This is a genomic window from Kitasatospora sp. GP82 (assembly GCF_029892105.1).
Classification (GTDB): domain Bacteria; phylum Actinomycetota; class Actinomycetes; order Streptomycetales; family Streptomycetaceae; genus Kitasatospora.
Window position 1 is genome coordinate 1 of the sequence record NZ_JARZAJ010000021.1, and the last position, 17,670, is coordinate 17,670.

Consider the following 17,670-nt stretch of genomic DNA (forward strand, 5'->3'; position numbering starts at 1 on the left):
GCGCGGGCCCGGCAGACCGTTCGGCGCCTGTGGGATGCCCTGGTGGGTGCGATCCCCTCGGGGATCGCACCCACCTGCTCTTCTGACCTGCTCTTCTGACGCCGCCTCAGCATCTCGGCCTGAAGGACGGTCACCTTCTGGAACGCCGCGACCGGTACGCCTTCGGGTCGGTCGTCGCGATCTAGGCGACGACATCGCCCACGCTCGGCCCCGGCGGCCGGTTCGGGTGCCGACGACTGCTCAGCCACCGTCGGCCAGGCGCTCGCGCTGGCGCTTCACCGCGTCCGCCAGCAGGGACCTGTCCGGTGTCCCCCGCTCGAAGACGGTGACCTCGTACTGGATGTCGCCGACATGGCCGACCCCCACCAGCTTCCCGGTCCTGGCCTCCTGAGGCGGCTTCAGCGCATACCCCTGTGCATCGTCGTCGCCGTCGATGTCGAAGCTCTCGCTGTTGTCGAAGGACTCCGACCGCGCGAACTCCCGCGCCATCGCACTGGACTTGAAGCGCAGCAGCCGCGCCTCGACCTCCTGCTTGCCGTCCACCGTCCGGTACCGGCGGATGACGCCGTCGTCCTGGTACCCGTACGAGTCCAGGACGACGGGGATCTCATCGGAGTTGCTGTACTCGGCCGAGACCTCCTTGACGCTCAACTCGGCACCGTCGGCCGAGCCGTAGGACTCGGCGCCGGGCGGCATCGGGAGCAGGAAGTAGCGGATGTCGCCACCGTGGGTGCTGCCGTCGACGGTGCCGTGCAGGGTGCTGCTCGGGGCCGGTGCGGGGGCCGGTGCGGGGGTCGGCGTGGGGGCTGCACCGGCGCTTGCACTCCGGCTCGCGCTCGGGCTCGCGCCCGCACTCCGGATCGGGCTCGGGACCACAGTCGGGCTCGCGCTCGGGCGCACGGTGGGGTGCGCGCTCTCGGCCGTCGGACCCGACGGGGTCGGACGGACGGCCACCGCACCAGGCCGCGCCTGCGGCCTGCCGACGGCCACGGTCACGGCGGCACCGGCCGCGGTGACGGCGAGCAGCCCGACGGTGGCCAGCGCGCTGCTCACACCGCGCGACGGCCTGCGCGTGGACCCGACTGCAGGTCTCTCGGGCTCGGGCTCGGCCTGGGGCATGTCCACCGCAGGCGTATCGGACGGCACGTCGGTGGACGGCACGTTGTCGGGCGCGGACAAGGGACTCCCCCAGCATGAATGGATGACACCGCGTACGGACCCCGGTCCGGGCCGCCCCCTGTTGGCTCTGCGCGACCGGTCGCAACGCGTTCAGCTGGAATTATGAGAGTCCGACAAGCCCCCCAACAACAGGGTTGCCCCGGACAGTTCGCACATTGGCCGACCAATCGGACACGTCGTGATCGAACCGCAACGGGCCGGCCGCAGAGACCCCTGGGGCCCGGCGGCCGGCCGGCACGGTGACGGGACCGTGGTGCGGTTCACGACCGGTTCAGGCCCGCAGCTGGGACAGCGCCTCGGTCGCGATGCGCTCGAAGACCTGCTGGTCGGCGGCGAAGTCCGAGTCGGGGATCGGCCAGTGCAGGACGATCTCGGTGATGCCGAGTTCGAGGTGCCGACCCGCGAAGTCGACGAACGCATCCAGGGACTCCAGCGGACGGTTGCGGTCCGGGGTGAAGCCGGTGAGCAGGATCTTGTCCAGCTCGCCGACGTCCCGGCCGATCTTCTCGCAGGCCGCACCCAGCTTGGTGAGCTGCCCGCGAATCGCCTCTCGGGACTGCTCCGGCGTACCGCTCTCGAAGAGCTTCGGGTCGCCCGTGGTCACCCATGCCTGACCGTACTTCGCGGCCAGGTCCAGTCCGCGTGGGCCGGTGGCGGCGACCGCGAGGGGAAGGCGGGGGCGCTGCACGCAGCCCGGGATGTTCCGCACCTCGCTCGCCGAGTAGAAGTCGCCCTCATGACTGACGGCGTCCTCGGTCAGCAGGCGGTCGAGCAGCTGCACGAACTCCCCGAACCGGTCGGCACGTTCGCGCGGGGTCCAGGGCTCCTGCCCCAGCGCGGTCGCGTCGAAGCCATTGCCGCCCGCCCCGATCCCCAGGGTGATCCGGCCGTTCGAGACATCGTCCAGCGAGATCAGGTCCTTGGCGAGCGTCACCGGATGCCGGAAGTTCGGCGACGTCACGAGCGTCCCCAACCGCAGCCGCTCGGTGACGGCCGCAGCGGCGGTCAGGGTCGGAACCGAACCGAACCACGGCCCGTCCCGAAAGGTCCGCCAGGACAGGTGGTCATAGGTGTACGCGGCATGGAACCCGAGCTCCTCGGCCCGCCGCCAGATCTTCTGTCCCTCGCTCCACCGGTGGATAGGAAGGATCACTGTGCTCAGACGCATGCCACCGACCCTACGTCTCCGCGTGGCCGCCACAGCAGCACACATCGAAGTCTGCTCGTCAGAACTCCGCAGGCTCACCGACAGCGTCTCCGGCCACGGACTGCACGGTACCGCCAGACCTGTTGGCGAGGTCTGCCTTCGTGGTGACCTCAGCGTGGATCGGAGCAGACGAGCCAGATGTCGTACTCCTCACATTCGCTCACACATGATGTACTACACTTGGCATATGGACACGCCTCGCCCCGGTAAGACCCGAGTCACCAGCGTCTCCCTGCGCGCCGAGACCCTGGAGGCGATTCGCGCACGCGCCGGCAAACAGGGCGTCTCCTCCTACATCGAGGAGGCCGTGCAGCGGCAGCTGCAGCGGGAGGCCATCGACGAGTACATCGCCACCTCCGAGGCCGAGCACGGCCCGGTCGATCAAGCCGAGGTGGCAGCCAGGGCTGAGCGCATCCGCGCGCACCACACCGCCCACCGCGGAGAGTCCGCTCCGGCGGATGCCGAGTGAGCGGCACCCTCGTTCTCGACAGCGAGGCGCTCTCCAAGCTCTCCCGGCGGCATCGCGACATGATCGTGTGGCTGGACGTCGCCCGTACGCTGGATCTTCTGGTGGTGACGAGCGCGGCCACACTGGTCGAGGGACGTGACCCCAAGGTGCCGCAGGCGGCGTTCGACCACGCCGTGTCCCTGGTCAAGGTGCGGCCCATCACGGAAGAGATCGCACGCGCTGCCAGCAAGCTGCTCGCAGCCGAGGGGCTTCACGGCCACAAGTACGCCATCGACGCGATGCTCGCCGCCACTGCGCACCTGGAACACGGCGACGTGACGATCGTGACCAGTGACACCGACGACCTGCGTCGGCTGTGTCTCCGCCGTATCGCGGTCGAGGCGATCTGACGTCTTCGCACCTGCCCGTTCGGTTCCTGCCGTGCGTCGTCGCAGGTCAGGTCGTGGTGCATGAACGACGCCTGACTGAACTCAACCGCGGGGCGCGGGTTCCAGCACCGCGACAATGCCCGGACGAGCGGCCGGGAGGCGGCCTGCGCGTGCAGCCGACCATCTCCTCAGTCCCGGCTGACCAGCACGCAGGATGAACCCAGCACCTTCCAGCCGGCCCAGGTCTGCCAGACACTCGTCGAGAGCGTTCCGGTTCCCACCGAAGTAGTCCGGGAACCGGAGGGATCGAGCGAACTCGGCGAAGACGTCCTGCCGGCTCGACATCCGGGTGTCGTCGTAGGTGCAGCCGGCCACGCCACGGAGGGGCAGTCCTCCTGACCTTCCGTCAGGGTCGGCTCAGGGGCCGGTCAGGGGGAACACGGGTTCCCGGGGGTGCGGCTGCTCGGACAGGCTGGTGGCAGAGCGCCGCACGGGCGGCGGAGATGATCCGTGGAGTCAGCAGATGAGCAGGTTTGTACGTCGTGTCTCGGCCCTGGGGTTGGCCTGTGCGGCTGTGGCGGGGACGGCGGTCGGGGTCGGCGGTGGGCAGGCGTTCGCGAGTGAGCGAGGTGCTGGGCAGGCCGCCGTGCAGGGTGGGCTGCCTGCGCTGGATCCTGCGGCGCTGGACGCGGCGATCCGGATCCAGCCGGGCGACGAGGCGACGGGGGCCATTGCGCGGGTGGTGGAGAACGGGCAGGTGTGGCGGGGTTCCTCGGGGGACACCGCGACCGGGCGCAGTACGCCGGCCAACGCGCACTTCCACATCGGCAGCATCTCCAAGACCTTCGAGACCGTCGTGGTCCTGCAACTGGCGGCCGAGGGGCGGGTCGACCTGGACCAGACCGTCCAGCACTACCTGCCCGGTCTGCTGCCGGACACGTTCGCGCCGGTCACCGTACGGCAGTTGCTCAATATGACCAGTGGGCTGCCGGACGTCTACCAGGGGGCGCCGCAGCCCTCGGCGGACGAGCTGATCGCGCACCGCTACGACTACCGCAGCTTCGACCAGATCATCCAGGAAACCCTGCGCCCGGTCGGCCGCCCGGCTCCAGGGCCGAACTTCGCTCCCGGCACCGCGCAGCAGTACAACTCCCTGGGCTTCCGGATCGCCGGCAGGCTGATCGAGGAGATCACCGGGAACTCGTTCAAGGACGAGGTGACCGCGCGGATCATCAACCCGCTGCACCTGTCGCAGACCTCCGCGCCCGAGGACGACCCGCGGATGCCCCGCCCGTATCTGCACGGCTATCAGGCCAACGGTGCGGGCGAGTTGGTCGATGTCAGCGAACAGGGCGGCAACCCGTCCAACATGATCTCCACCCCGGCCGACCTGGACCACTTCATCACCGCGCTGTTCCAGGGCCGCCTGCTGGCCACCGCCCAGCTGGACGAAATGTTCCGGCTGCCGAAGGGCAACGACGGCAAGACGGTCAGGTACTTCGACAACAGCAACTGCACCGACGGCAAGGGCAATCCGGGACCGGCCTGCTTCGGCGCCGGGCTGATGGCCACCCCACTGCCCGACGGCACCCTGCTCTGGGGCAAGACGGGCCACGACACGGGCTACGCGGACGGTGTGTTCGCCACCCGCGACCTGTCCATGAAGGGCGTCTTCTCGGTCTCCACCACCGATGGGAACAACGGCCGCGCGACCGCGCTCTCGGGCCGCCTCCTGATGGCCGTCGTCCGGCCCTCCGGACACTGACGCGCCGGCCGGCCGCCCGAGAAGGTCTGTCGCTTGCCCGGTGAAGGTCTGATGCTCACGGGTGGGTTGGGTGAGCGGGTGCCGGGACGGGTGGATAGCCTGGCTGGCCGTCAGTAGGGATCGGCCATGCTCTCAGGGGGAACCACCGCGATGTCGTCTCGCAGACTGCTCACCACCATTGTGCTCGGCGCCGCCGCCTTCGGGCTGGCCGGTTGCGGACCGAGCGATTCCACGGGTGGCTCGTCGGCCGGCACAGCCGCAGCGGCGGCCCCGCAGGCATCGGCCCCCGCCACCGGCCCGGGCGCCGGTACGCCCGCCGGTACGTCGAAGACCGCCCCCGGCGGGGCCGCATCCGACGCCCCGGGCGCGGGTGCGGAGCCCGGTACGGACTGCACGCCCACCAAGCCCGCCCCGAATCACCGGATCGTCCAGCCGGTGCGGCAGCCCACCCAGGACACGATGTACGCCAAGGGGACCAAGTTCGTCTGCGACCCCAACGACGGCCACTACGAGCCGACCGGGGGCGAGACTGCATGGCACTTCGCACCGCACGTCAAGGCGGAGCTGGCCACTGGCGCGGGCACGTACAAGACGGTCGCCGTCGGCGAGCTCTGGGCGCACATCGGCGACTGCCTGAACGGTGGCGCCGCGGTGAAGGCCCCGCTGACCTGCTCCTCGTTCCCGGTCTACGACATCGGACAGGACTCCACCGCGAAGATCACCGAGATCAGGGAGATCTGGCACTCCTGATCCCCGACCGGTCCGCACGCGGCAACCGCCCGCTGTCCGGGGGCCGGGCCTCCCGGACAGTACGGGGCCGACCACCTGCCCGGGGCGACGGGTGAGCGAAGATGGAGCGGTGACCACCAACCCGACGCGCCCTCGCCTGATCGCCACCGACCTCGACGGCACCCTGCTCTGCCCGCGCGGGACCGTCTCCGAACGGACGGCCGCCGCGCTGGCGGCCGCCGAGGAGGCGGGCGTACAGGTGGTGTTCGTGACCGGCCGGCCGCCCCGCTGGATGCAGCAGATCAGCCCGCACATCGGCGGCCACGGGGTGGCGATCTGCTCCAACGGCGGGGCGGTCGTCGATGTCCGCCGCGGCGAGATGCTGGAGACCTTCCCGTTGAGCTCCGAGGACGCGCTGGCCGTGGTCACCGCGCTGCGCGACGCGCTGCCGGGCACCGCCTTCGCCTTCGAGCACCTCGACGGCTTCGCCCGCGAGCCCGAGTACGCACTGCGGATGTGGGGCGAGGACGACGACCGGAACGCACCGGTCGCCCCGGCCGAGGAACTGCTGGTCCAGGGCGGCCCGGTGCGCGGGCTGTACAAGCTGCTCGCCAAGCACCCCGAGCTCGACCCGGACGCCTTCCTGACCCGGGCCCGCCAGGTGGCCGGGCATCTCGCCGAGATCACCCGCTCGGCGCCGGTCGCGCTGCTGGAGATCAGCGAACTCGGTGTCACCAAGGCCAGCACGCTCGCCAGTTGGTGCCGCGAGCAGGAGATCGACCGCTCCGAGGTGGTGGCCTTCGGCGATATGCCCAACGACCTGGAGATGCTGGCCTGGGCCGGCACCTCGTACGCCGTCGCCAACGCCCACCCCGAGGTACTGGCCGCCGTGGCCCAGCACACCGTCAGCAACGAGCACGACGGCGTGGCGATCGCGGTCGAGGAGCTGCTCAAGCGGGGCTGACCCGCAGGGGGAGCGGGAAACCTTGCGCGATCGGGTGCCAGACAGGGGCGCGGGGAACTGCGCGACCAACCCGGTACGGAGGTGCAGGGGTTTCTCGCGCAGTTCCCCGCGCCCCTGATGCTTGCCCAATCGCATACGGTTCACCAGAAGAAGCAGGGTTGACGTCGGGTCAGAGTCTCGCGGACCAGCGGATCCGGGTGCCCTTGCCGTAGGGTCCTGGCTCGTGCCAGGCGTCGCCCCCGAGGGTCTCGGCACGCCGGGTGAGGTTCTTCAGGCCACTGCGGCGGCCGCCGTGCGGGATGCCCACGCCGTCGTCGGTGACGGTGAGCAGCACACCGGGCCAGCCGGCCCGCTCCAGCGACTCGGGGGTGCCGGAGATGGGATGGCCCTCGACGTCCAGGTGAACGGTGGCGTCGATCTCCACCCCGACCCGGGAGGCCCGGGCGTGTCTGGCCGTGTTGGAGAGCATCTCCCGTAGTGCGGCCAGCAGTTGGCGTCCGGTCTTCTCGCCGACCAGGCTCTCCAGCGGCCCGGCGAAGGTCATCGAGGGCTTGAAGCCGAGAGCGGCGGCGGCCTGGCTGCCCTCGCGCAGCACGCGGGTGCGGAGGTTGTCCGGCTCGTCGCCGCTGTCGTCGTGCTGAAGGGCGTAGATGGTGGTGCGGACCTCCTGGATGGTGGCGTCGAGTTCGTCCACCGCCTTGCCGATGCCGACCTGCACCTCGGGGACGACCGAGCGCCGGGCCGCGCTCTCCAGCATCATGCCGGTGGCGAACAGCCGTTGGATCACCAGGTCGTGGAGGTCGCGGGCGATGCGGTCGCGGTCCTGGAAGACGGCCAGGCGCTGCTGGTCGCGCTGGCCCTCGGCGAGGCGCAGGGCGAGGGCGGACTGCGAGGCGAAGTACTGCGCGAGCTGCTTCTCGGTCTCGGTGAACGGCGGTGCGCCCTGGCTGCGCCAGACACAGAGTCCGCCTAGGACGCGCCCTGCCGCGACCATCGGCACGGCCATCGAGGCACCGAAGTTGCGGGCGAGCCGGATCTCCACGCCGGGGTCGGTGGACATGTCGTCGAGGTAGACGCTCTCGGCCTCCAGCAGCCGGGCGGCGAAGCTGTTGTCCGGCAGCAGCTCGCCCCTGACGTGCTCGGCGGCCTCGCCGGAGGCGTGGGCCACCCGCATCTGGCCGTCGCCGGTGGGCAGCAGGATCATCCCGAGTGCGCCGTCGGCCAGTTCGCGCACCTGCTCGGCGGCGACGGTGAGGGCGACCTCGGCCTCGTCGGTGGAGAGCAGCGCGGTGCTGACGGCGGCCGCACCGGCGATCCAGCGCTCGCGGCGGCGGCCCTCCTCGTAGAGGCGGGCGTTCTCGATCGCGACCCCGGCGGCGGCGGCCAGGGCGTGCAGCACCTGGGAGTCCTCGGGGGTGAAGGCGCCGCTGCTGCTCTGCTTCTCGCTGAGGTAGAGGTTGCCGAAGGCCTCGTCGCGGACCCTGATCGGCTCGCCGAGGAAGGACTTCATCGGCGGGTGGTGCGGCGGGAACCCGGAGGAGCGCGGGTCGGCGGTCAGATCGGACAGCCGCAGCGGTTCGTGCCGCTCGATCAGGGCGCCCAGAATGCCGCGTCCGGTGGGGAGTTGGCCGATCTCGTCGGCGGTCTCGTCGTCGATGCCGACGTGGATGAAGTCGGAGAGCCCGTCTCCGTGCGGGGAGATCACGCCCAGCGCGGCGTACTTGGCGTCGACCAGTTCGGCGGCGGCGGTGGCGATCCGGTGCAGGGTGGCGTGCAGATCGAGGCCGGCGCCGACGGAGACCACGGCCTCCAGCAGTCGCTGCATCCGGTCGGTGACGGCGGCGGCGGACTGCAGGCGCTCGGCGACCTCGGTGACCAGGGTGTCCAGGCCGAGCGAGGCGATCTCGGGCACGCGGTGGGGGGTCTGTTCGGGGGCCACCGACCCGGCCTGGTCCGAGGCGGAGTGGTCCGGGACGGGACGGTCCGGTCTTGGGTGGTCCGGTCTGGTCTCCATGCTGTGAGCCTAGTTTGTACAGGTTTGGCGGGGTGTTCAGACGACGGCGAGCAGCGTGTCGGCCAGCTGCTCGCGCATCCGCAGTTCGGTGAGCCGACTGTCCGGGCGGGCGGTGAGCTCCGACCAGCGGCCCCGTTCCACCACCCGTCCGTGGTCGAGGACGAGCACCTCGTCCACCGAGCTGTCGTCCAGGCCGGCCAGCCGGTGGGTGATCAGCACGGTTGTGCGGCCCTCGGTGGCGGCGAGCAGGTCGGCCGTGAGGGCGTCGGCGGTGGGCAGGTCGAGGTGCTCGGCGGGTTCGTCCAGGATCAGGACGGGGAAGTCCGCGAGCAGCGCGCGGGCCAGCGCGAGGCGTTGGCGCTGGCCGCCGGAGAGGCGGGCGCCGTGCTCGCCCACCATGGTGTCCAGGCCCTTGGGGAGGCTGTCCACCCAGTCCAGCAGCCGGGCTGCGGCGAGGGCCGTGCGCAGCTGCTCCTCGGTGGCTTCGGGGCGGGCGAGGCGGAGGTTCTCGCGCAGCGAGCTGTCGAAGACGTGGGCGTCCTGGGCGCAGAGACCGATGGTGCGGCGGACGTCGTCGGAGTCGAGCGCACGGGTGTCCACAGGCTGTGGACAGCCGCCGAGGGTGACCGTGCCAGCGCGCTGGTCCAGGAAGCGGAGCAGTACCTGGGCGAGGGTGGTCTTGCCGGAGCCGGAGGGGCCGACCACCGCTACCCGGCGGCCCGGGGTGAGGTCGAGGTCGAGATCGCGCAGCGCGTCCTCGCTCTGACCCGGCCAGCGGGCCGCCAGGCCGCGTACGGCGATCGGGAACGGGTGCGACGGCGGGGCGGCCGGTTCGGCGGGCTCGGTGACCGGCGGTTCGGCCTCCAGCACCTCGGCGAGCCGGGCCTGCGCGGCGCGGCTCCGCTCGCGGAACTGCACGGCGGTGGGCATCCCGGCGACGGCCTCGAAGGCGGCCAGCGGGGTCAGCACCACCACGGCCAGGCAGACAGCCCCGAGTGCCCCGCCGCCGACCCCCCGCACGCCGACGGCCGCACTCGCCGCCACGGTCAGCCCGGTGATCAGGGCGATCAGTCCGGCGGAGAGAGCGGCGGTGGCGGCGGAGCGGGCGGCGATCACGGTGAGGCGGCCGTCGGCGACCCGTGCGGCTGCGAGGCGGCCCGGGAGGGCACCGGCGACGGTCAGCTCGGCGGTACCGGTGAGAGTGTCCACCACGGAGGCCGCCAACTGTCCGCGTGCGGGGGCCTGTTGGCGCTCGTTGCGCCCCGAGAGGCGGACGGCGAGGGCGGGTACGGCAGCCCCGGCGAGCAGCAGGCCGAGCGCGAGGACCGCCCCGGCGAGCGGCAGGAAGGCGGCCATCGCGGCGGCGGAGGCGAGCGAGACCAGCACAGCGATCGCGGCGGGCAGCCGCCAGCGCAGGTGGTGGTCCTGGACGGCGTCCACGTCGGAGACCAGCCGGGAGAGCAGGTCACCTCGGCGGTAGGCGGGCAGCGCGGCCGGGGCGAGTCGCTCAAGTCGGCGGTACACGGCGGTCCTTACGCCGCCGAGGGCGCGCAGCACGGCGTCGTGCGAGACCAGTCGCTCGGCGTAGCGGAAGACGCTGCGGCCGATGCCGAAGGCCCGGACGGAGGTGACGGCCATCATCAGGTAGAGCACCGGGGGCATCTCGGACGCGTAGGAGATCAGCCAGCCCGAGGTGGCCATCAGCGCGACGGCGCAGCCGAGCGCGAGCGAGCCCAGCAGGATCGCGAGGGCCAGCCGGGGCTTGGCCTGCGGGGGCACCTGCGGGGGGCGGTCGGGCGTTCCCGAGGGGCGCGGTGCGAGCCGGCCACCGGGATCGGGTGACGCGATGGTGCCTTCCGATTCGCGCACGCAGTCGATCGGCAGAGCCCCGCGCCCCTCGGGGACGCCCGACTGCGCGTGAGGGGACGGTGCGAGCCGGCCGGCGGGCAGGTGGCGGCGGTGGTCGGCGGTGGCGAGGAGGGCCGGGCGGTGGGCGACCAGGAGGACGGTGCGTCCGGCGAGGCTGCGGACGGCTTCGACGATGGCGGCCTCGGCGGCGCCGTCGAGGTTGGCGGTGGGCTCGTCGAGGAGGACGAGGGGACGGTCGGTGAGCAGGGCCCGGGCGAGCGCGATGCGCTGGCGCTGACCGGCGGAGAGGCCGGCGCCGCCCTCGCCGAGCACGGTGTCGAGCGCGGCGAAGTCGGTGGCGTGGGCGGCGGCGAGGGCGGCGGTGACCTGGTCGTCGGTGGCGTCGGGACGGGCCAGGCGGACGTTCTCGGCGATCGTCCCGGCGAACAGGTGGGGGTGCTGCGGCACCCAGGCGATCTGGCTGCGCCAGCTCTCCGGGTCGAGGTCGGCGAGGTCGTGCCCGTCGATCAGGACCCGGCCCGAGTCCGGCTCGGTGAAGCCGAGCAGGACGGAGAGCAGGGTGCTCTTGCCCGCACCGCTGGGGCCGGTGAGGGCGGTTGTCCGACCCGGCCGGAGGGTGAGCGAGAAGTCCGCGAGGGCGGGGGCCGTACGCCCCGGGTGGGTGACGGTCACCCCGGTCACCGAGATGACCGCACCGGCCAGCGCGGGCGCCGGGGTGGTCCCGGTGGCGGGCAGCGGGGTCTCCAGTACTTCGAAGATCTGGTCGGCGGCGGTGAGCCCCTCGACGCTGGAGTGGTAGAGCGCGCCCACCTGCCGGATCGGGAAGTACACCTCGGGGGCCAGCACCAGGATCAGCAGTCCGGTCCCGAGGCCGAGGCTGCCGTCGACCAGCCGGAACCCGATCGAGACGGCGACCAGGGCGACCGACAGGGTCGACAGCAGCTCCAGCGCGAAGGAGGAGACGAAGGCGATCCGCAGGGTCCGCAGGGTGGCCTGGCGGTACTCGTCGGTGATCTTCGCAATGGTGCGGGCCTGGGCCTTGGCCCGGTTGAAGACCTTGAGCGTGGGCAGCCCCGCGACCACGTCCAGGAAGTGGTGCGAGAGCCGTGACAGCGAGGACCACTGCCGGTCCATCCGGGACTGGGTGGCCATGCCGATCAGGACCATGAAGAGCGGGATCAGCGGCAGCGTCCCGGCGATGATCGCGGCGGAGGTCCAGTCGGCGCCGAGGATCCTGGCCAGCACCACCACGGGGACGACCACCGCGAGGGCCAACTGCGGCAGATAGCGGGCGAAGTAGTCGTCCAGGGCGTCGATGCCCCGGGTGGCGAGCGCGGTGAGCTCGCCGGTACGGCGCCCGGAGAGGTAGCCGGGGCCGAGCGCGGTGGCGTGGTCGAGCAGTCGCCGCCGCAGGGTGGACTTCACCCTGGCGACCGAGCGGTGTGCGGTCAGCTCGGTCAGCCAGGCGACCGCCGCCCGGCCGAGCGCGGTGGCGACCAGCCAGAGCAGCGGAGTCGTGAGGTCGTACGAGTGCTGCTGGAAGGCCCGGACGACGATCTCGGCGATCAGGCTCGCCTGGGCCACCACCAGCACCGCGCCGACCCCGCCGAGGATCACCGATCCGGCGAGGAAGGCACGGGTGGTGCGGGCGTACCTGAGGAGCCGGGGGTCAACAGGCTTCATGCTTCCGGCTCCCTGGGCAGATGCGCGGGCGGGTCAGTGGTCGGCGGTCTGAACGGCCGGGATGTGCTGGACGCCGATCCGCTTGCGGAACACCCAGTACGTCCACGCCTGGTAGAGCAGCACGAGCGGGGTGAACACCGCCGCCACGACGGTCATCAGCTTCAGCGTGTAGGGCGAGGAGGCGGCGTTCTCGACGGTCAGCGACCAGCCGCCGTTGAGCGTCGAGGGCATCACGTCCGGGAAGAGCGACAGGAAGAGCATCGCGACCGCCGCCACGATGGTCAGTCCGGAGAAGGTGAACGCCCAGCCCTCGCGGCCGAGTTGGTTGGCCGCCAGCGCGGCGGCCAGGGCCGCCACGGCGATGGCCGCCGCGGCCAGGCTCCGTCCGGTGCCCTGGTGGACCTGGGTCCAGCCCAGGAAGCCGAGCGCCAGCACGGCGGTGACCAGGCCGAGTCGCAGGGCTGTCGCACGGGCCCGGGTGCGGATCTCGCCGACCGTCTTGAGCGCGGCGAAGACCGCACCGTGGAAGGTGAACAGCGCCAGCGTGACCAGGCCGCCGAGCACCGCGTACGGGTTGAGCAGGTCCCAGAACCCGCCGACGTAGTTCTTGTCCTGGTCGATGGCCACGCCGTGCACGATGTTGGCGAAGGCCACGCCCCAGAGGAAGGCGGGCAGCAGGGAGGTCCAGAAGATGGCGTGCTCCCAGTTGCGCTGCCAGCGCTCCTCGGTGCGCTTGGCCCGGTACTCGAAGGCCACACCCCGGACGATCAGGCAGACCAGGATCACCAGCAGCGGGATGTAGAAGCCGCTGAAGAGGGTGGCGTACCAGTCGGGGAAGGCCGCGAAGGTGGCACCGCCGGCGGTGAGCAGCCAGACCTCGTTGCCGTCCCAGACCGGGCCGATGGTGTTGATCAGGACCCGGCGTTCGGCGGTGTCCCTGGCCAGCAGCTTGGTGAGTACGCCGATGCCGAAGTCGAAGCCTTCCAGGAAGAAGTAGCCGATCCACAGGACGGCGATGAGGACGAACCAGACGTCGTGGAGTTGCATGCTCGGTGCCCCTCGGTAAGCGGAGTCTCAGTAGGCGAAGGCGAGGGGCTTGTCGGCGTCCTCGTCCGAGAACGGCCCACGGAGGGTCGGGTCCTCGGCGGGCGGCTGCTCGGAGGTGACAGGCCCGGCGGCGGCGTACTTGGCGAGCAGCCTGACCTCGATCACCGCGAGGACCGCGTAGAGCAGCGTGAACGTGGTCAGCGCGCCGATCTGGGTGGTGACGCCGACGTTGGGGGAGACCGCGTCGGCGGTGGTCATCAGGCCGAAGACGGCCCAGGGCTGGCGGCCCATCTCGGTGAAGATCCAGCCGAAGCTGTTGGCGATCAGCGGGAAGCCCATCGTCCAGATGCCGATCCGCCAGCTCCACTTGGTGAGGACGGGCCCCAGCTCTCGGTTCCCGGTCAGCATCAGGCGCGGCGGCTCGTCCTCGCCGGTGCGGAACTCGGGGGCGAGGAGGAACTTTCTTCTGGTCGTCCAGAGCCCGATCAGGCCGGCCACGAAGGAGCTCATCCCGAAGCCGATCATCAGACGGAAGCCCCAGTACGTCACGAAGACGTTCGGGATGTAGTCGGTGGGCCTGCCACCGTACTTGGCCGCCTCGGCGGCGGCGGTGTCGTTGATGCCGGGGACGGGCGAGCTGAAGTCGCTCTTGGCCAGGAAGGACAGCGCCGCGGGGACCTCCAGCTCGACCGAGTTGTGGCCCTTGGTGACGTCACCGACCGCGAAGATCGAGAACGGGGCGGGGGACTGGGTGTCCCAGAGCGCTTCGGCGGCGGCCATCTTCATCGGCTGCTGCTCGAACATCACCTTGGCCAGGGTGTCGCCGCTGATCGCCGTGCCCAGACCCGCCACCACGGCCATGACCAGGCCGACCCGCAGCGAGGTCCGCATCGTGGCGACCTTCTTGCGGTCGGGCTCCTCGGCCCGCTTGGCCTTCCACAGGTGGATCGAGGCGATGCCGACCATGAAGGCGGCGCCGGTCAGGAAGGCGGCGGTGAGGGTGTGGAAGACCACGACCAGGGTGGTGTCCTGGAACAGCACCTTGGTGATGTCGGTCAGCTGCGCCTTGCCGGTGGCCTTGTCGATCGAATAGCCCACCGGGTGCTGCATCCAGGAGTTGGCCGCCAGGATGAAGTACGCGGAGAGCATGGTGCCGATGGCCACCATCCAGATGCAGGCGCAGTGGATCTTCTTCGGCAGCTTGTCCCAGCCGAAGATCCACAGCCCGATGAAGGTGGACTCGAAGAAGAAGGCGATCAGCGCCTCCATCGCGAGCGGGGCACCGAAGACGTCACCGACGAAGCGTGAGTAGTCCGACCAGTTCATGCCGAACTGGAACTCCTGGACGATCCCGGTCACCACGCCCATGGCGATGTTGATCAGGAAGAGCTTGCCCCAGAACTTGGTGGCGTGGAAGTACTTCTCCTTGCCGGTGCGGACCCAGGCGGTCTCCAGCCCGGCCACGGTGGCGGCGAGGCTGATCGTCAGCGGGACGAACAGGAAGTGGTAGACGGTGGTGACACCGAACTGCCATCGCGCGATGGTCTCGTGAGCGACTGCTAGTTCCACGGCGTCCTCTCTCTGGTCGTCGTCCCGGGACTATTTCCCGCACATCAGACATTCGGCGCCTCTGGTACGAGAGCACCGTGAATCTGCACAAGCTTGTCCGCTTGTGAACGTGAACACGTTCACAAAGGCAGTATCCAACATGCTTACGGTGGCCCGGAAGGCGGGGTGTGGTTGACGGTCAACCGGATGATCTGACGAACCCGGGACCCGCAACAAGCGGCAGACGGCAACGGCCCACAGCGCATATGCGCCGGTCAGGAGCTTGACAGGCGGTGTGTGGACTCAGTACTGGGGCAGAGCGCGAGGCGGGGCCGGCGCTGCGGCGGCTCAGTCCCGCTGGTGGGGGATCTCCACCCGGAACGCCGCGCCCTGCCCCGGGGCGCTGTCGAGGGTGAGGGTGCCGCCGTGGGCGTGGACCAGGGCGGTGGCGATGGCGAGGCCGAGGCCGGCACCGCCGCCCTCGTGGCGGCTGCGGGAGGCGTCCACCCGGTAGAAGCGCTCGAAGACCTGGGCGGCCTGGGCCTCGGTCAGCCCCGGCCCGGAGTCGACGACCTCCAGCAGGCAGTGTCCTTCGCTGGTGCCGACGCCGATCCGCACCGCGGTACCGGACGGGGTGTGCTTGACGGCGTTGCCGACCAGGTTGGTCACCACCTGGCGCAACCGGGCCTCGTCGCCGAGGACGGGAGCGGGCTGCGGGCCACCGGTACCGTCGGGCCCGGTGAGGGTGACCGGGCGGCCGGGGTCGAGCGCGGTGAGGTCGTGCAGGGCGTCGGCGGCCAGCGTGCGCAGGTCCATCGGGGCCAGGTCGAGCGGTCGCTCCTCGTCCAGCCGGGCGAGCATGAGCAGGTCCTCGACCATCCCGCTCATCCGCACCGCCTCGCTCTCGATCCGGTCCATCGCCCGGTCCACGTCGGGCAGCGCGCCCATCCGGTAGAGCTCCGCGAAGCCCCGGATGCCCGCGAGCGGGGTACGCAGCTCGTGCGAGGCGTCGGCGACGAAGCGGCGCATCCGGGACTCGGACTCGGCTCGGGCGGCGAAGGCGGCCTCGATCTGGGTGAGCATCCCGTTGAGGGTGGCGGAGAGCCGCCCGACCTCGGTGCCTGGCGGGAGTTCGGGCATCCGGTGCGAGAGCCGTCCGGACGCGATCAGTTCGGCGTCCTGCTCGATCCTGGCGAGCGGGCGCAGCCCGGCCCGTACGGCGACCGTGCCCAGCGCGGCGATCAGCACCAGGACGGCACCGCCGATGGCCAGGAAGGAGGCGCGCAGCTTGGCCACCATGGCGTCGACGTCGTCCAGTGAGACGGCGGCCAGCAGGTACGAGGGCGCGGTGAACTGGCTGCCGGACGTGTGGGCGAGCGGGAGGACGACCACCCGCCAACGGCCCTGGCCGATCTGGTCGGGCAGGTCGAAACCGGCGTGGTCGCCTGCATGGGCGATGAGTTGACTGCCGGTCAGCTCGTCGAGGTCGGGCGCCGGGTCGGACTCGGAGATCGGCTGACGCATCGTCTGCTGGACGGTGCCGTCGGCCGCCAGGTACTGCACCACGTACTGGCTGGGCAGGAACTGGCCGACCCGCCGCAGGCTCGGCGCCGGGTTGTTCGTGCGGCTGCCGCCGGGGTAGCGGTGCGAGAGCGGTTCGGCGAAGCGGATCAGCTGCTGGTCGGCCCGGTGGACCAGCTGGACGCGGACGGCCCCCAGGACGACGGCGTCGCTCACCACGAGTCCGGTGGTCACCAGCAGCACGGCCAGCACCAGCAGCCGTGCCCGCAGCGACAGTCTGGAGATGCGAGCCAGCCGGGTGAGGCGGGGAAGGCTGGTGAGGTGGGGAAGGCGGAGTCGGCGCACGGCAGTTCGGCTCAGTGCTGCGGGGGTCGCCGCAGGGCGTAACCGATGCCCCGCACGGTGTGGATCAGCTTGGGGCCGTGGGCGGGCCCGGAGTCGAGCTTGCGGCGCAGGTAGGAGATGTACGACTCGACGATGGAGAGGTCGCCGCCGAAGTCGTACGCCCAGACGTGGTCGAGGATCTGGGCCTTGGAGACGACCCGGCCGACATTGGCCATCAGGTAGTGCAGCAACTTGAACTCGGTCGGCGAGAGCGAGACCGTGCGGCCGCCGCGGCTGACCTCGTGGGCCAGCGGGTCGAGGGTGAGGTCGCCGACCACCAGCCGGCCGTCCTCGGTGGGGCCGCCGGCCCGGCGCAGGATGGCGCGGATCCGGGCGATCAGTTCCTCCAGGCTGAACGGCTTGGTGACGTAGTCGTCAGCCCCGGCGGCCAGGCCGTGCACCTTGTCGCCGGTACCGTCCTTGGCGGTGAGGAAGAGCACCGGCACATGCTCGCCGGACTGCGGCCACCGGGACTGCTCGCGCAGCCGCTCGACCACGGTGAAGCCGTCCAGGTCGGGCAGCATCACATCGAGCACCACCAGGTCGGGCCGCTCTGCTGCGACGGCCTCCAGCGCCTCCTCACCCGTGGCGGCGGAGGCCACCCGGAAGCCGGAGAAGCGCAGCGAGGCGGACAGCAGCTCACGGATGTTCGGCTCGTCGTCCACCACCAGCAGGAAGGGCTCGCCGCCCGGGGCAGCCGGGCGTGCCGGACCGCCTGCTGTGGCGGGCCCGGTTGCGGTCGAAACTGTCCCTTGCACGGCTGTTCCGCCTCCCGATCGGACGATGCATCCTCGTTGGACGATAGCCCGGGGAGGCTATGCGTGGTTGATGAGGACCTGATTAACCCGATTCAACCTCCTTGGGGCACGAACGCTCCTATCCGGGCAGGGGTCAGGCCCGGCCGAGGGGGTTCGGCCGGGCCT

13 protein-coding genes are annotated in these 17,670 nt (G+C 71.1%); 5 read left to right on the top strand and 8 right to left on the bottom strand.

Features of this window, described 5'->3' with window-relative positions:
- Positions 1–240: 240 nt before the first annotated feature.
- Together P3T39_RS22390 and P3T39_RS22395 are read right to left on the bottom strand one after the other, a co-directional pair.
- Positions 241–1,179, bottom strand: a complete 939-nt coding sequence (locus tag P3T39_RS22390) for a hypothetical protein (protein WP_280700262.1) — start codon at positions 1,177–1,179, stop codon at positions 241–243.
- 271 nt (positions 1,180–1,450) lie between these two features.
- Entirely contained in the window at positions 1,451–2,347 is an 897-nt protein-coding gene (locus P3T39_RS22395; RefSeq protein ID WP_280700263.1) for an LLM class flavin-dependent oxidoreductase, read from the bottom strand.
- Between the two features lie 226 nt (positions 2,348–2,573).
- Here P3T39_RS22395 and P3T39_RS22400 point away from each other — a divergent pair, with 226 nt between their 5' ends.
- The 5 genes from P3T39_RS22400 (at position 2,574) to P3T39_RS22420 (ending at position 6,681) form a co-directional block, all read left to right on the top strand.
- Positions 2,574–2,855: a hypothetical protein gene (locus tag P3T39_RS22400; RefSeq protein ID WP_280700264.1), complete on the top strand. Its 282-nt coding sequence runs from the start codon at positions 2,574–2,576 to the stop codon at positions 2,853–2,855.
- The gene (locus P3T39_RS22405; RefSeq protein WP_280700265.1) at positions 2,852–3,244 is read left to right on the top strand and encodes a PIN domain-containing protein; all 393 of its coding nucleotides are present in this window, start codon (positions 2,852–2,854) and stop codon (positions 3,242–3,244) included. The genes P3T39_RS22400 and P3T39_RS22405 overlap by 4 nt, the downstream gene beginning before the upstream one ends.
- Positions 3,245–3,746: 502 nt before the next feature.
- Positions 3,747–4,988: a serine hydrolase domain-containing protein gene (locus P3T39_RS22410; protein ID WP_280700266.1), complete on the top strand. Its 1,242-nt coding sequence runs from the start codon at positions 3,747–3,749 to the stop codon at positions 4,986–4,988.
- Between the two features lie 150 nt (positions 4,989–5,138).
- A complete protein-coding gene (locus P3T39_RS22415; protein WP_280700267.1) occupies positions 5,139–5,738 on the top strand; it encodes a hypothetical protein in 600 nt (199 codons plus the stop codon).
- A 109-nt stretch (positions 5,739–5,847) separates the two neighbouring features.
- Positions 5,848–6,681, top strand: coding sequence for an HAD family hydrolase (locus P3T39_RS22420; protein WP_280700268.1), 834 nt, complete (start codon positions 5,848–5,850; stop codon positions 6,679–6,681).
- Between the two features lie 169 nt (positions 6,682–6,850).
- Here P3T39_RS22420 and P3T39_RS22425 read toward each other — a convergent pair whose 3' ends face one another.
- From P3T39_RS22425 to P3T39_RS22450, 6 genes are all read right to left on the bottom strand, one after another.
- On the bottom strand, positions 6,851–8,695 hold the full coding sequence (locus tag P3T39_RS22425) for a GAF domain-containing protein (protein ID WP_280700269.1): 1,845 nt from the start codon (positions 8,693–8,695) through the stop codon (positions 6,851–6,853).
- Positions 8,696–8,731: 36 nt separating this feature from the next.
- Positions 8,732–12,247 carry a thiol reductant ABC exporter subunit CydD gene (gene cydD, locus P3T39_RS22430; protein WP_280700270.1) on the bottom strand — a complete coding sequence of 1,172 codons (3,516 nt, stop codon included), beginning with the start codon at positions 12,245–12,247 and terminating at the stop codon, positions 8,732–8,734.
- Positions 12,248–12,280: 33 nt separating this feature from the next.
- On the bottom strand, positions 12,281–13,294 hold the full coding sequence (gene cydB / locus P3T39_RS22435; RefSeq protein ID WP_280700271.1) for a cytochrome d ubiquinol oxidase subunit II: 1,014 nt from the start codon (positions 13,292–13,294) through the stop codon (positions 12,281–12,283).
- A gap of 27 nt (positions 13,295–13,321) precedes the next feature.
- On the bottom strand, positions 13,322–14,863 hold the full coding sequence (locus P3T39_RS22440) for a cytochrome ubiquinol oxidase subunit I (RefSeq protein ID WP_280700272.1): 1,542 nt from the start codon (positions 14,861–14,863) through the stop codon (positions 13,322–13,324).
- A 327-nt stretch (positions 14,864–15,190) separates the two neighbouring features.
- Entirely contained in the window at positions 15,191–16,708 is a 1,518-nt protein-coding gene (locus tag P3T39_RS22445; RefSeq protein WP_280700273.1) for a HAMP domain-containing sensor histidine kinase, read from the bottom strand.
- A gap of 11 nt (positions 16,709–16,719) precedes the next feature.
- On the bottom strand, positions 16,720–17,421 hold the full coding sequence (locus P3T39_RS22450; protein WP_280700447.1) for a response regulator transcription factor: 702 nt from the start codon (positions 17,419–17,421) through the stop codon (positions 16,720–16,722).
- Positions 17,422–17,670: the final 249 nt, after the last annotated feature.

What these genes read in the sequence shown, in the direction of transcription:
- P3T39_RS22395 (WP_280700263.1), bottom strand. Translation starts at nt 2,347, where the DNA reads ATGCGTCTGAGCACAGTGATCCTTCCTATCCACCGGTGGAGCGAGGGA.
- P3T39_RS22400 (WP_280700264.1), top strand. Translation starts at nt 2,574, where the DNA reads ATGGACACGCCTCGCCCCGGTAAGACCCGAGTCACCAGCGTCTCCCTG.
- P3T39_RS22410 (WP_280700266.1), top strand. Translation starts at nt 3,747, where the DNA reads ATGAGCAGGTTTGTACGTCGTGTCTCGGCCCTGGGGTTGGCCTGTGCG.
- P3T39_RS22415 (WP_280700267.1), top strand. Translation starts at nt 5,139, where the DNA reads ATGTCGTCTCGCAGACTGCTCACCACCATTGTGCTCGGCGCCGCCGCC.
- P3T39_RS22425 (WP_280700269.1), bottom strand. Translation starts at nt 8,695, where the DNA reads ATGGAGACCAGACCGGACCACCCAAGACCGGACCGTCCCGTCCCGGAC.
- cydD (WP_280700270.1), bottom strand. Translation starts at nt 12,247, where the DNA reads ATGAAGCCTGTTGACCCCCGGCTCCTCAGGTACGCCCGCACCACCCGT.
- cydB (WP_280700271.1), bottom strand. Translation starts at nt 13,294, where the DNA reads ATGCAACTCCACGACGTCTGGTTCGTCCTCATCGCCGTCCTGTGGATC.